This is a genomic window from Phytohabitans rumicis (genome assembly GCF_011764445.1).
Lineage (GTDB): Bacteria > Actinomycetota > Actinomycetes > Mycobacteriales > Micromonosporaceae > Phytohabitans > Phytohabitans rumicis.
This window is the reverse complement of the sequence record NZ_BLPG01000001.1, coordinates 978,380-991,720: the sequence shown is the minus strand read 5'-3', so window position 1 is coordinate 991,720 and position 13,341 is coordinate 978,380. Positions and strand designations below refer to the sequence as shown.

The window sequence follows — 13,341 nt, the reverse complement described above, 5'->3', positions numbered from 1 at the left end:
TCCGCGTTCCGCGACCCCGAAAGATCGGATACGGTTTGTCTAATCGGTGACGCGAGAGTTCTCGGCCCGAAAGTGGCTTGTGATGCGCACGAGCGTAGAAGTACGAAAGTTCAAAGCCACCCCTACTTCACTGGTCGTGGTTTCTGTCGTGCTGGGCGCTCTATTGGTGGGCTGCGGTCAGGACGAGCCGGCCACGGCCGAGTTCCAGCTCGAGCCGGTGGCGACCGCCAGCGTCAGCGAGTTCACCCCACCGGTGGGCACCGACGAGACGGACGTGACGGCGCCGCGCAACGCGGGCGGAGAGTTGTCCGGCGGTACGGCGGGCCTCTACGGCGGGACGCAGAAGAAGGAAAGTTGTGACGCCGAGGCGTTGGTCGGCTACCTGCAGCAGCACGGCGACAAGGCCGCCGCCTGGGCCGGGGTACTGGGGATCGACCAGGCCGACATCCCGCGGTACGTCGATGGGCTCACGTCGGTGGTCCTGCGCACGGATACGTACGTGACAAACCACGGCTACGAGGCCGGGCAGGCGACGGCCGCGCCCGCGGTGCTCCAAGCGGGCACCGCGGTGCTGGTCGACCAGTACGGCACTCCGGTGACGAAGTGCTACTGCGGCAACCCGTTGACCAAGCCGGCGGGGTACGAACGCCCGACGTACAAGGGCGATCCCTGGCCCGACTTCCAGCAGACGAGGGTCACGGTCGTCCAGTCGACCGTGATCGAGATCAACATCTACGTGCTGGCGAACCCCGAGACCGGGGTCCCGTTCGACCGCCCCACGGGCACGACCGGAAACCGGGACACGCCGTCCCAGGTCCAGTCCGAGATGCTGCCGCCCGGCGTGAGCACCGCATCCCCCGCCGCCACACCCTCGGAAACGCCGGCACCCACGCTGACCGAAACGCCGACGACGCCACCGCAGGAGGCGACGCCTACGCCGGGCGAGACGGACGCCGAGACACCGCCCGAAGTCGAGCCGACCGATGGCGGAGCGACACCCACGGCCGAAGGACCCGTGACCGATATTCCTCCGCCGCCCACCGAGCCGGTCGAGCCAGCCGTACCGGAGCCGACGAGCTGAACACGACGGATGCGTGGCCCTAGGGCCACGCATCCTTTGCCAGCGGTCAGTTGTTCAGTTGTCAGACGTCGTTCCTGATCGCTCCCGTCGCGTCGGCGAAGCGCTGCTCGGCCGCGTTGAGGAACTCTTCCACCCACTCGTCCACGTTCGTGCCACCGTCCTCCTTGCTGGTCGGCTCGTCCTTGCTGGTCGGCTCGTCCTTGCCGGTCGGGTCCTCCTTGCCGGCCGGGTCCTCGACCGGGTGTCCCGGCTCGCCCCAACCCTCGTGCTTCGGGATCTCAAAGCCGCCCCCGGGTCCTTGGGATCGGGGTCGTGCGGGTACCACGGCTTGTCGTGGCCGTACGGGTCCGACGGGAACTCGGGCTTCTGGTGCGGGAACTCCGGCTTCTCGTGGCTGTCCGGGACGCACGGCTCGGGCTCGGGCTCGCAGTGCGGCTCCGGGACGTAGTGCTGCTCCTGGTGGCAGTGGGATTCGACCACGTCGACGTCGACGATCACCACCACGTCCTCGCGGCGGTCGTAGTAGTGGTCTTCGCTGTCAAAGATCGGATCGCTCATCGCTTCTCTGTCTCCGGTTCTGTCCGGGCCACCTCGTGCAGCCCTTGTGCCATCAACAGTAGAAATCGGGACTTGTCGGGTAATCCCGATATCGTGCCACCCGGCGCCCCACGGCGCGAGACTGGCGAGAGAGCCGAGGACGAAGGGGGCTGACATGACCGAGATCCCGAGCCCCGACCCGGACGAGGCCGTTGCGGACATCGATCAGCCCGAGGTGGTCGAGCCGATGCCCGACCTCTCGTTGGACGCGGAGTGGTCGACCGGCGTTCTCGACGCCGACGCGGCGTCCGTACTGGACGACCTCGGTCTTGTTGATCTTTACGACAGCCTCCGCGACCTGCTCCAGGACGCGAGGGCCGCGATCGACCGGATCGACGCGGCGCAGGTGGTGGCCGAGGGATCGGACGTGCTCGACCCCGTCCATTGGCAGGTCGGTGAGGCTCTCCGGTCCGCCGTGATCTCCCTGGAGGAGGCCTCCGCGGCAGTGGTGGACGCCGGCGCTCCCGACTACGCCGCGGATGCGCCGCGCGATCCCACCGCGCCGGAGCCCGGCCAGCCGGCGCGGCCGGCTGAGCCGGCCGGCTCAGCCGGGGATGCCGCGAACGGTCCGGCGGATCTGACCAGAAGCATCGAGACGGTCGGCGGTCACGTCGTCAGGGAGATCCACCTGGCGGCGGAGACGTTCGACAGCGCGGTGCTGGCGGCCGGGCCCGGTGGCGCCGTCCCCGCACTGGACCAGATGGCGCACACCTTCGCGGACGCGGTGGAACGGTTCGGCGGCGAGCTGGGGCACGAGTTCGATTCGGTGATCGCGCAGGAACTCCGGAACGGCCGGCTCGGCGCCCCGGAGGCGGCCGCGGTCGTCGATCTGGTCTCCTCTAGCGTCGCGCAAGCCGTCGACACCGTCACCCGGGGGATCGCCTCCCTCCCGGCCGCGACCGCCGGGCTCACCGGCGATACGGCCGCGATCGGCGCCGCGGCGGTCAAGGATGTCGCGGACGCGCTTGTCGCCTCTTCGATAAAGATCATCAGCGCGTCGGTCAAGACCGCCGTGGAGATCGTCGAAACCGGCGCGGTGGCCCGGTCGTCCAACTAACCAGGCGCTATTCGACTTCGGCTCACGCTATTGCCCGGCCGGCCTTTCTGTGCCTCAATTCGATGTCGACGCACCGATGTCCTTATTTATCAATTCACCACTCTCAATGACGCGCACCTCTTTCTCGTAATTTCGTGCCACGTCCCGACCGGGTGTCGGCCACGCGGCGAAATCACGGCTTCTCCTGGTCTGGCGCATTCATCGGCGAAGCGCTCGACAAATCTACGCAGAGGGAGAACCGTGCTTGCTTCGGTGATGAGCCACGAACGATCGCGCGTTCGGGCAGACAGACATCGGCGGGACGTGGAGCCGCAGGCGGCCCGCCGTACCCGTGGCCCCCGAGCCGGCGAACCATGGCGACTGCTGGGCACGGACCTGGTGGTCGTCGCGGTGATCTGGACCGTCGCCGGTTCCGCGTGGTGGGCGACGCTCCTCGGCACCGGGCTGACCGTGCTCGCGGTGGCTGCCGCCGGCCTGTACCGCCAACGGCTGCACCTGTCCGCGCTGGACGACGTACCCCGGTTGCTGCTGTCCGCCGGCGCGGTGACCGCGTTGGCCGCGTGGCTGGCGCTTCCGGCGCTGATGGTGCCGCCCGCGCTCGCCGCCCTGCCCGCCCTGTTGCCGGCGCTCGTGGTGGCCGCGACCATGGCTGCCCGTGCCACTACGTACCGGCGGCTCTACCGCCGGCGACGGCGGGTCGCCGGCGAGCGGGCCATCATTCTCGGCTCCGGCGACCTCGCCATCGGGCTCGCCGAGGTCCTCGGCGCCGATCGCGCCTACGGCATCACGCCGATCGGGCTGGTCGGGCCGCCGACGCTGACCGCCACGGCGCTGCCGGTGCCGCTGCTCGGTCCCACCGGCGAGCTGGCCCGGATCGCCACCGACCACCGTCCGGACAGCGTCATCGTGGCGTTCCCCAGCGCGCCGGACGCCGAACTGGTCGGCCTCGTCCGGCGGTGGCGCCGCCACGGCATCGGCGTCTACGTCGTACCGCGCCTGTTCGAGCTGTCCGTTCCCGCCGGTCGGGCCGAACAGGTCCACGGAATCCCCTTGGAGCGGATCCGGCCCGAGCCGATGCGCCACGTACGCGCCGCCGCGAAGCGGACGATCGACGTGGTCGGCGCGGCGATCGGGCTCGCCCTGGCCAGTCCGGTGCTGGCCGCCTGCGCCCTCGCCGTGCGCCTGGAGTCCGGCCACGCGGGGGTGCTGTTCCGGCAACAGCGGGTCGGACGGGACGGAAAGCCGTTCACGATGCTCAAGTTCCGCTCGATGACCCCCTCGTCCGACCGCGAGTCGCAGGTGCGCTGGAGCATCGACCACGACGACCGGGTCGGCCCGGTCGGGCGGATCCTGCGCTCGACGTCGCTCGACGAGTTGCCGCAGCTGGTCAACGTGCTTCGGGGCGAGATGTCGTTGGTGGGGCCCCGGCCGGAACGGCCGTTCTTCGCCGAGCAGTTCGCGCGCACGTACGGCGGGTACGCCGACCGGCACCGCGTGCCCGTCGGCATGACCGGCTGGGCGCAGATCCACGGGCTGCGCGGGGACACCTCGATCGCGCACCGGGTCCGGCTCGACAACCACTACATCGAGAACTGGTCCATCGGCCTCGACATCAAGATCATGATTCGGACGGTCGGCTGGATGCTCGGTTTGTCGAGGCGATGGCGATGACCCTGACGCCAACGGCGCAGGTTTCCGCGGCACCGCAGCTCAAGGCTTCGGCGGACTGGCGGCGGCCGAGCCTGATGGTGGCCGCCGCACTGCTGCTGGTCTGCGTGCCGAGCTCGGCCCGGTTGACGCCGGCCGATCTCGCCGCCGGCATCGCGGTCGCCCTGGTCGTCCTGCGCTGGCTGGCCGACGGAACCACCCTGCGCGGCCGCGGTTGGCTGCCGTTCGCCGCGGTGGTCGCGTCGGTCGCCATCGCGGCCGTCGCCGCCCCCGACCTGAGCGAGGGCGTGGTCGGCTTCGTCCGCTACACCGAGGTATTCGTGCTGATCCCGGTCGCGGTGGCGATGTCGCTGCGCGACCGGGTGGACGCCCGCGTGGTGGCCGGCGCCTTCGTCGCCACCACCGTGTTCGAGGGCGCCGTCGGCGTCTGGCAGCGCCTCACGGGCACCGGCGCCTCGTACGCGGGGGAGTACGTCCGGGCCGTCGGCACCTTCGGGGCCGAACAGATCATGGCCCTCGGCTCGCTGATGGGCTACGGCATCGTGGTCACGCTCGCGCTGGGACTGGCGGCCCGGGGACGGGCCCGGTTCCTGCTCCTGGCCACCGCGGCGTTTCTCGTCCTACCGCTGGGTTTCACGCTCAGTCGTGGCGCCTGGATCGCCACGAGCTGCGCGGTCGTGGTGGTGCTCCTGGTCTTCAGCTGGCGGCTGGGCGTCGCCCTGCTGGGCACCTCCCTGTTCGCCGTCGTGGTGCTCGCCACCGGCGTCGGGCCCGCACCGTCCATAGTGGATGAGCGGGTCGCCAGCATCGCCGCGTCGGGCTCCGCGCCCGACCGTTCGGTACGCGACCGGTACGCGCTGTGGGGCACCGCCGTCGACATGTGGGCCGACCACCCGGTCACCGGCGTCGGACTCAAGCAGTTCGCGCGGTTCCGCGACACGTACGCGCCGATGTCGTTGTCGGCGGGCAGCGACGTCGACGACCCGCAGGCGGGGTTCCGCCGCCAGCCGCTGCTGTCGGCGCACAACCAGTACCTGATGGTGCTCAGCGAGCAAGGCACCATCGGCATCCTCGCCTTCGGTGCGCTGCTCGGCACGCTGACCGCCGGCGCGTTTCGCCGCACCAGGTCACGGGCACCCGGTGCGGCGCGGACCGACGCGCGGTGGCTCGACCTGGCCGCGCCCGGCCTCATCACCTGGACGCTGATCGACTTCGTGTACGGCGACATCGGCGCGGGCCCGACCGGCGTGACGCTGGGCGTGATGCTCGGGCTGGTCGCCCGCCGGGCCGTCATCGTGCCCCGGCCGATCGCACCGGAGGCCGGGCGATGACGGCGCCGACCACGCGGGGCACGGCGCCGCCGGCCGAGGGTGCGCGTCCGGCGCTGGCGACCGCGGCGATCCTCACCGTGGCGATCACCATCTCCGGATCGCTGCTCGGCCTCCTCCGCGACGTGCTGCTCGCCCGCTGGTTCGGCGCGGGCCCGGACACCGACGCGTTCCTGGTGTCGTGGACCGTACCGGAGACCGCGTTCTGCCTCGTCGTCGAGGGCGCGATGTCCTTGCTCATGGTGCCGCTGTTCAGCCAGGCGATCGCGCGGCAACGGTCGGTGCGGGACCTGGTGACGGCGACGATGCCACGGGTGGTGGTCACCCTGGCCGTAGCGTCGGCGGCCGTGGCGCTGGGCGCGCCGCTGCTGGTACGGCTCATCGCGCCCGGGCTCGACGACCCGGCGCTGGCCATCACGTGCACCCGGATCACGGCGTTCACCGTGCTGGCGTTCGGCATCGCCGGCTACCTCAGCGCCGGTCTGCGCGCACACCACGTCTTCGCGGCGCCGGCCGCGATCCACGTCGCCTACAACGCGGGCATCGTCGCTCTCATGTGGACAATGCGCGGCCGGCTGGGCGTCGTCAGCGCGGCCGCCGGGGTCGCGGCCGGCGGCCTGCTCATGGTGCTCGTCCAGGTGCCGGGCTTCCGGCGCCACGTCGGATTCCCGGCCCTGCGCCGGCACGGCCGGGCGACCGGCACCTCGGGGACGCTGGCGCTGGGCGTGCTGGCCCCCGTCGTCGCCTACACCGTGGCGCGCCAAGCGCAAGTATGGGTCGAGCGCTTCCTGGGCTCCGCGCTGCCGGCCGGGACCATCTCCCACCTCAACTACGCGCAGAAGCTGGCCCAGCTGCCCATGCTGGTCGCCCTGCTCGTGTGCACCGTGACGTTCCCGACCCTGGCCCGGGCCATCGCCGCCGGCGACCTGGCACACGCGCGCCGCCGGCTGGAGAGCGACGTGCGCGCGGCGACCCTCATCGTCATGCTCGGCGCGGCATACCTGTTCGTCTTCGCCCCCGCCGTCATCCAGACGCTGCTGCAGCACGGCGCGTTCGGCCCGGCGGACACCGCCGCGACAGCGGCCCTCGTCCGGGTGTACGCCGCCGGGCTGCTCGGGCACGCCCTGGTCGGCGTCCTGGTCCGTCCCTTCTTCGCCGGTGGCGGCCGGACCTGGTATCCGGCCCTGGCGATGGCGATCGGGCTCACCGTCAACCTGGTGGGCGCCACGCTCGCGGTGTCCACGTTCGGCGTCACGGCGATCACCGCCGCCAACGGCGCCGGAGTCACGACGACGGCCGTGCTGCTGCTCGTCGGACTGCGCCGGCGGGCCGCCGCCATCGGTATGGCCGCGGTTGCCGCGGTACTCGCCCGGGCCGCGGCGGCGGCACTGGCCGCTGCAGCAGCCGGTTGCCTAGCCGGTCGGCTCATGAGCGACCTCGACTCCACTGTGGTCAGTGTCGTCGGCGGGGTTGTGGTCTTGGCGACGTTCACCACGGTGGCGCGCCTGTTGGGAGTCGAAGAGATGAGGTTTCGCCGTGGGCGATGAGTTTGTGTTGATGTACCACTCGGTGGCCGCGTACGCCGCCGACCCGTACCAGGTGACCGTCCGGCCGGACCGGTTCGCCCGGCAGATGCGCTGGCTGCGCCGCAACGGGCTGCGCGGCGTGTCGATGCGCGAGCTGGTGCGCGCCCGGACGGAAGGCACCGCGGGACGCCTCGTCGGGCTCACGTTCGACGACGGGTACGCCGACTTCACCACGAACGTCATGCCGGTCCTGGCCCGGTTCGGTTTCACCGCGACGGTCTTCGTGGTCGCCGGCGCGCCCGGCGGGTACAACGCGTGGGACCAGCCGGGCCCGACCAAAAGCCTGATGACGGCCGAAGACGTGCGCCGGGCCGCCGACGCCGGGATGGAGGTCGCCTCCCACGGCCTGCTCCACCGGGCACTTCCGGACGTCGACGAGGCGACCCTCGCCAGCGAGGTCGACGGCAGCCGGGAGGCCGTCGCACGGCTCGCCGGCCGGGAGGTCGACGGTTTCTGCTACCCGTACGGCAAGGCCGGCCCACGCGAGGTCGAGGCGGTGCGGGCGGCCGGGTACTCGTACGCCTGCGCCGTGCGGCCGTCCACACTCGACAGCCGGCTCGCGATCGCGCGGACCTACGTCGGTGACCGTGACGGCACCGCCCGGCTGTACGCCAAGTGGCTCCGCCACCGGGCGCGGACCGCGCGGGGTGCGCGATGAGGGTCCTGCACGTCATCACCGGGCTCGGCGTCGGCGGCGCCGAGCATCAGTTGCGCCTGCTGCTGCGCCGGCTGGAGCACGACTGCGAGGTCGTCACGCTGGTCAACCCCGGGCCCGTCGCGGCGGCGATCCGCGCCGACGGCGTCACCGTCCACGAACTGGGCATGCGGGGAAACCGCGACCTGTCGGCGATTCCCCGACTGGCCGGCCTCATCCGCGACGGCCGCTTCGACGCGGTGCACACCCACCTGTTCCGGGCCGGCGTGTACGGGCGCGTCGCCGCCCGGCTGGCCGGCGTCCGCACCGTCGCGGCGACCGAGCACTCGCTCGGCGACGGCGTCATCGAGGGCAGGCCGACCACCGCTGGCGTCCGCGCGCTGTACCTGGCCACCGAGCGGCTCGGCGGCACCACCATCGCGGTCTCCGAGGCGGTCCGGCGGCGCCTGGTCGGCTGGGGCGTACCGGACCGGCGCATCGAGGTGATCCCCAACGGCATCGACGCGGGCGAACTGCGGTACGACTCCGCGCTTCGCCAGGCGACGCGCGCCCGGCTCGGGATCCCGGCGGACGCCCGCGTGGTCGGCGGCGTGGGCCGGCTCCAGCCGACCAAGCGGTTCGACGACCTGATCCGCGCCGTCGCCGCGCTGCCGGACGTCATCCTGCTGCTCGCCGGCGACGGGCCGGCCCGGGTCGCGCTCACCGGCCTGGCCCGCGAGCTAGGCATCGGCGACCGCGTGGTGTTCGCGGGCGCCGTCCCGCACGCCCGGGGCGCGCTGTGCGCGATGGACGTCTTCGCCTCGCCGTCCGCGCAGGAGACGTTCGGAATGGCGGTCATCGAGGCGCTCGCCTGTGGCCTGCCCGTGCTGTACGTGAGCTGCCCCCGCTGGAGGACGGCGGGGCCGAGTCCGGCGCGCGCCGGCTACCGCCCGGCCCGGCCACGCTGCGCGACGGGCTGCGCGCCGCGTTGCGCGACCTGTCCGGCGAGCGGCGGTCCATCCCGGCCGTCGTCGCCCGGCACGACATCGCCCACCTCGCCGGCGTGGTGGGCGACCTCTACAAGCGGCTGGGCGCAGGCCGTCACAGCTGGAAGGGAATGTCATGAACGGCAAAGCAACACTCCGACGTCTTGGCATGCTGGTACTCCTGGCCTTGCTCGGCGCCGCGGCCGGTGGCGTCTACTGCGCGGTGAAGGAGCCCAGCTACCGGGCCGAGTCGCATGTCGTGTTCACCGGTGAGCGCGGCGAGTCTTTGGCGGCGGTCAGCTTCGCCCAGGCGTACGGGCGGATCGCCGCCGGAGCGCAGGTGACGGACAAGGCGGCCAAGACGCTCGGGTCCCGGGACGGGCTCTCGGACGTGAAGGCGACCACCTCACCGGACGCGCCGGTCGTCGAGATCACCGCCACGGGCGCCGACGCCGAGCGCACCGCCGCCGTCGCCAACGCGGTCGCCGACGCCCTCGTCGACCATGCGAGCGCCCGCAAGAAGAAGACCCGGATCTCCGCCAGCGTCCTGGCCCAGGCCGCGACGCCACCCGCTCCGTCGTCGCCGCGGCCCGCGCTGGGCGCGACCCTCGGGGCGGTGGCCGGGCTTCTCATCGGCGGGCTCGCCGCACTGGCCGGCGTCGGCCGCGGCCGCAGCCAGCCGCAGGCGCCCCTCGGCGCCGGCACCACCCCACTCGACCCGATCCATCGTGGCGGCGTGTTGACCGCCATCCCGGCCGACCAGCAGCGAACCGTCGGCCGTGCCGTTGTCACCTACCGGGAGATGTCATGACCATATTGACCACTGTGGACACCAGGAAGACCTGGTCCGTGGAAGTACGCGGCGACGATGCCGCCCTGCACCGGCTGGGTGCCGAATGGGACGACCTGGTCGACCGCTGCGCCGCGGCCACCCCGTTCCAGTCGCACGCCTGGCTAGCGTCGTGGTGGCGCGCATACGGTACGCCGGGGCGGCTGCGACTCGTACTCGTGCGCCTCGACGGCCGGCTGGTCGCCGCGGCCGCCCTCCAACGGCGGCGCCGGCTGTCGTGCGACGTGCTGACGCCGGTCGGCGGCGCGCTGTCCGACTTCGTCGACGTCCTGGTGGACGACGCGGTCGCCGAACCGGCTACGCGACAGTTGGCCGACGCGCTGGCCAGCGTGCCCGGCTGGCACGTCCTGGACTTTCCGGAGACCCGACCGGACGCGGTGGCCGGCACATCGCTGCGGGACGTCTGGCCGGGACGTCACCACGCCGTTCCCGCGTCCCGGTGCTTCGAGCTGCCGGCCAGCGAGATGGAAGACCTCGTAGCGGCGCTGCCGACGCATACCCGCAAAACGGTGCGCCGCCGGATCAACCAGATCCGCAAGCTCGGCCTCGACGTGCGGACCGTGGCGGCCGAGGATTCCGACCGGGCCGTGGCCGACCTGCTGGCGCTGCACGCGAAGCAGTGGCAGGGGCGCGCGGTCAACCCGGAGCACGTGCACGACGACTTCGCCGGACACCTCACGGCGGCCGCCCGCCCGATGATCCGGGACGGCCGCGCCGAGATCGTCGAGTTCCGCCTCGCGGGCCGCCTCGTCGCGTCGTCGCTCGCGGTCATCGGCGGCGGCCTCATGGGCGGATACCTCTACGGCGCGGAGCCGGAGCTGCGCGACCGCGTCGACATCCTCACCCTCCTGCTGGGCGAGACGGTACCGTCCGCGCACCGGCGCGGCTGCACGACGTTCAGCATGCTGCGCGGCACCGAGCCGTACAAGCTGCGGTGGCGCCCGCGCGAATCCGCCAACCAGCGGGTCATGTTCTCCCGCACCGGCAGCCCGCGTGCGGTCGCCTACACCGGCGCGGTCCGGACCGGCCGCGCCGCGATCCGGGCCGCCAAGCGGCACCTGCCGTGGCTGCGCTCGCTCCGCGACCGGGCGCGCCGCGTGCCGGCCGCGATCACCGTCCGCCGCAAGGGGGGTAGCGGACATGGTTGAGTACGCCCGAGTGCTGCACGTCGTGCAACCGCGCGACGGCGGGGTGGCCGGCTACGTCGCCGCCGCCTGCGCCGACCAGCTGTCCCGCGACTGGGACGTGGCGGTCGCCTGCCCGCCGGACGGTCAGCTCGCCGCCGAGCTGGCCCGGCTCGGCGTGCCGCACCTGCCGTGGCGGGCCACCCGCACCCCCGGGCCGGCGACCGTCGGCGAGACGCGCGACCTGGCCCGGCTGGTCAGGAGGTATCGGCCCCAGGCCGTTCACCTGCACGCCGCCAAGGCGGGCCTGGCCGGGCGGCTCCTGCTGCGCGGGCGGGTCCCGACGCTGTTCCAGCCGCACGGCTGGTCGTGGCTCGCCGCCGAGGGGGTGCTGAGGCCGGCGAGTGTCGCCTGGGAACGCGCGGCGGCGCGCTGGGCCGACCGGCTCGTCTGCGTCGGCGAGCAGGAAGCCGAGCAGGGCCGGGCTTGCGGTGTCGACGGGGCGTACGTGGTCATCCGCAACGGCGTCGACCTGCGGCGGTTCCGCCCGGGCGACGAGGGCGCCCGCAGGGCCGCCCGGATCCGGCTCGGCGTTCCGGCGCAAGGCCCACTGGCGGTGTGCGTCGGGCGCGTCACCCGCCAGAAGGGCCAGGACGTCCTGCTGTCGGCGTGGGAGACGGTCGCCCGGCAGCTCCCGCTGGCACAGCTGGCCCTGGTCGGCGACGGTGACCTGCTGCCCGGGTTGCGCGAGCACGGCACGCCCGGCGTCCACTTCGCCGGTGCCGTCACCGACGTGCGTGACTGGCTTGTCGCCGCCGACCTCGTGGTGCTGCCGTCCCGCTGGGAGGGCCTACCCTTGACCGCGCTCGAAGCGTTCGCGACCGGGCGGTCCGTGGTGGCCAGCGACGTCCCCGGCCTCAGCGAGATCGTCGCTCCCTCGGTCGGCGCACTCGTACCACCGGAACGGGCCGAGCCACTGGCCGAGGCGCTCCTGCGGCGGCTCCGCGACCTGGATCTCGCCCGGACCGAGGGGGCCGCCGCCGTCCGCCACGCGGCCGGCTTCGACGTACGCCGCACGCTCGGCCGGCTCGCGTATCTGACGTCGACCGTGGCGGCGACCCGGGGCACGTCGTTGGTCCGGTCGCCGGGCGTGCCGGCCCTGTCACCTCGGGAGGTGCGATGAACAGCGTTGCCGACATCGATCTGGCCGATCCGCGGTTCTGGCGCCGCCCCGCCCGGCAGCGGCTGGACGCGTTCGCCCGGCTGCGACGGCTCGACGCACCGGTGTTCTACGCCGAGCGTGGACCGTCGGCGGGACCGTCCGGCGGCTTCCACGCGCTCGTCCGGCACGCCGACGTGGTGACGGCCAGCCGTACCCCGGAGGTCTTCGTCAGCCGGCACGGCGTGACCACACCGCGGCCGCCGCGGTGGGTGCGCGCGGTGTTCGGCGACTCGATGGTCAACCTCGACGACCCGCGGCACGCGCGGCTGCGCTCCGTCGTCTCGCGGGCCTTCACACCACGCGTGGTGGCCCGCATCTCCGCCGACATCGGCAAGCTGGCCACCCGCGTCGTCGACGACGTCGTCGCCACCGGCCCGGCCGACTTCGTGACCGCGGTGGCCGGCCCGCTGCCGTTCCACGTCATCTGCGACATGATGGGCATCCCGGCCGCGTACCGGGAGGAACTGCTCCGCCGGATCAACGCGACCACCGAGCGGGCGGGCGTCCAGGAAGGACGCCGCCGGCTCCGCGTCCCCGGGCGCGGCCTGGCCGCCCTGGCCCGGATGCACCGGGTCGTCGCCGGCGTGGGGCGTGACCGGCGCCGGCACCCGACCGACGACCTCATCTCCGCCCTCGTCACCGCGGAGGTCGCCGGCCGGCCCCTGACCGGGCGCGAGCTGGGTGCGTTCTTCTCGCTGCTGCTCGTGGCCGGCGTGGAGACCACCCGCAACACGATCGCGCACGCGCTCTGGCTGCTCACCGCGCACCCGGATCAGCGGGACCTGCTGCTGTCGGACTTCGACGGCCGGGTCGGCGGCTTCGTCGAGGAGGTGGTCCGGTACAGCTCCCCGATCGTCCAGTTCCGCCGCACCGTGGCCCGGGACTTCGCGCTCAACGGGCACCCGTTGCGGGCCGGCGACGAGGTGGTCATGTACTACGTCTCGGCCAACCGCGACGAGACCGTGTTCACCGAGCCGGACCGGTTCGACATCACCCGTACGCCCAACCCGCACGTCGGGTTCGGCGGCGGCGGACCGCACTTCTGCCTGGGCGCGTCGCTCGCCCGGCAGGAGATGACGGTGCTGTTCCGCGAGCTGCTCACCCGGTTGCCGGGGCTGCGCTCGGTCGGCGAGCCACACCTGATCGCGTCGAACTTCGACAACCGCATCGGGCGGCTCGACTTCACCTACTCCCGAAAGGAGTCGTAG

Annotated in this window: 12 protein-coding genes; 11 read left to right on the top strand and 1 reads right to left on the bottom strand. The window is 72.8% G+C overall.

What is annotated here, in order from left to right; all coding sequences use genetic code 11:
* The first annotated feature begins 136 nt into the window (after positions 1-136).
* On the top strand, positions 137-1,081 hold the full coding sequence (locus Prum_RS04195; protein WP_173074126.1) for a DUF6777 domain-containing protein: 945 nt from the start codon (positions 137-139) through the stop codon (positions 1,079-1,081).
* Between the two features lie 61 nt (positions 1,082-1,142).
* Here Prum_RS04195 and Prum_RS04190 read toward each other — a convergent pair whose 3' ends face one another.
* Positions 1,143-1,406, bottom strand: a complete 264-nt coding sequence (locus tag Prum_RS04190) for a hypothetical protein (RefSeq protein WP_173074125.1) — start codon at positions 1,404-1,406, stop codon at positions 1,143-1,145.
* A 387-nt stretch (positions 1,407-1,793) separates the two neighbouring features.
* Between Prum_RS04190 and Prum_RS04185 the strand changes: the two genes are divergently transcribed.
* The 10 genes from Prum_RS04185 (at position 1,794) to Prum_RS04140 (ending at position 13,341) form a co-directional block, all read left to right on the top strand.
* Positions 1,794-2,735, top strand: a complete 942-nt coding sequence (locus Prum_RS04185) for a hypothetical protein (protein ID WP_173074123.1) — start codon at positions 1,794-1,796, stop codon at positions 2,733-2,735.
* 303 nt (positions 2,736-3,038) lie between these two features.
* The gene (locus Prum_RS04180; RefSeq protein WP_173074121.1) at positions 3,039-4,406 is read left to right on the top strand and encodes a sugar transferase; all 1,368 of its coding nucleotides are present in this window, start codon (positions 3,039-3,041) and stop codon (positions 4,404-4,406) included.
* Positions 4,403-5,734, top strand: coding sequence for an O-antigen ligase family protein (locus Prum_RS04175; protein WP_173074119.1), 1,332 nt, complete (start codon positions 4,403-4,405; stop codon positions 5,732-5,734). The genes Prum_RS04180 and Prum_RS04175 overlap by 4 nt, the downstream gene beginning before the upstream one ends.
* Positions 5,731-7,278, top strand: coding sequence for a lipid II flippase MurJ (locus tag Prum_RS04170; protein WP_173074117.1), 1,548 nt, complete (start codon positions 5,731-5,733; stop codon positions 7,276-7,278). Before Prum_RS04175 ends, Prum_RS04170 begins: the two co-directional genes overlap by 4 nt.
* Positions 7,268-7,975 (top strand): polysaccharide deacetylase family protein, encoded by a 708-nt coding sequence (locus Prum_RS04165; RefSeq protein ID WP_218577017.1) that lies wholly within the window; start codon positions 7,268-7,270, stop codon positions 7,973-7,975. Before Prum_RS04170 ends, Prum_RS04165 begins: the two co-directional genes overlap by 11 nt.
* Positions 7,972-9,210: a glycosyltransferase gene (locus tag Prum_RS04160; protein WP_173074115.1), complete on the top strand. Its 1,239-nt coding sequence runs from the start codon at positions 7,972-7,974 to the stop codon at positions 9,208-9,210. Before Prum_RS04165 ends, Prum_RS04160 begins: the two co-directional genes overlap by 4 nt.
* Entirely contained in the window at positions 9,107-9,748 is a 642-nt protein-coding gene (locus Prum_RS04155; protein WP_173074113.1) for a YveK family protein, read from the top strand. The genes Prum_RS04160 and Prum_RS04155 overlap by 104 nt, the downstream gene beginning before the upstream one ends.
* A complete protein-coding gene (locus Prum_RS04150; protein ID WP_173074111.1) occupies positions 9,745-10,935 on the top strand; it encodes a GNAT family N-acetyltransferase in 1,191 nt (396 codons plus the stop codon). The genes Prum_RS04155 and Prum_RS04150 overlap by 4 nt, the downstream gene beginning before the upstream one ends.
* On the top strand, positions 10,928-12,094 hold the full coding sequence (locus tag Prum_RS04145) for a glycosyltransferase (RefSeq protein ID WP_173074109.1): 1,167 nt from the start codon (positions 10,928-10,930) through the stop codon (positions 12,092-12,094). Before Prum_RS04150 ends, Prum_RS04145 begins: the two co-directional genes overlap by 8 nt.
* Positions 12,091-13,341: a cytochrome P450 gene (locus Prum_RS04140; RefSeq protein ID WP_173074107.1), complete on the top strand. Its 1,251-nt coding sequence runs from the start codon at positions 12,091-12,093 to the stop codon at positions 13,339-13,341. Before Prum_RS04145 ends, Prum_RS04140 begins: the two co-directional genes overlap by 4 nt.

What these genes read in the sequence shown, in the direction of transcription:
- Prum_RS04185 (WP_173074123.1), top strand. Translation starts at nt 1,794, where the DNA reads ATGACCGAGATCCCGAGCCCCGACCCGGACGAGGCCGTTGCGGACATC.
- Prum_RS04175 (WP_173074119.1), top strand. Translation starts at nt 4,403, where the DNA reads ATGACCCTGACGCCAACGGCGCAGGTTTCCGCGGCACCGCAGCTCAAG.
- Prum_RS04170 (WP_173074117.1), top strand. Translation starts at nt 5,731, where the DNA reads ATGACGGCGCCGACCACGCGGGGCACGGCGCCGCCGGCCGAGGGTGCG.
- Prum_RS04160 (WP_173074115.1), top strand. Translation starts at nt 7,972, where the DNA reads ATGAGGGTCCTGCACGTCATCACCGGGCTCGGCGTCGGCGGCGCCGAG.
- Prum_RS04155 (WP_173074113.1), top strand. Translation starts at nt 9,107, where the DNA reads ATGCTGGTACTCCTGGCCTTGCTCGGCGCCGCGGCCGGTGGCGTCTAC.
- Prum_RS04150 (WP_173074111.1), top strand. Translation starts at nt 9,745, where the DNA reads ATGACCATATTGACCACTGTGGACACCAGGAAGACCTGGTCCGTGGAA.
- Prum_RS04145 (WP_173074109.1), top strand. Translation starts at nt 10,928, where the DNA reads ATGGTTGAGTACGCCCGAGTGCTGCACGTCGTGCAACCGCGCGACGGC.
- Prum_RS04140 (WP_173074107.1), top strand. Translation starts at nt 12,091, where the DNA reads ATGAACAGCGTTGCCGACATCGATCTGGCCGATCCGCGGTTCTGGCGC.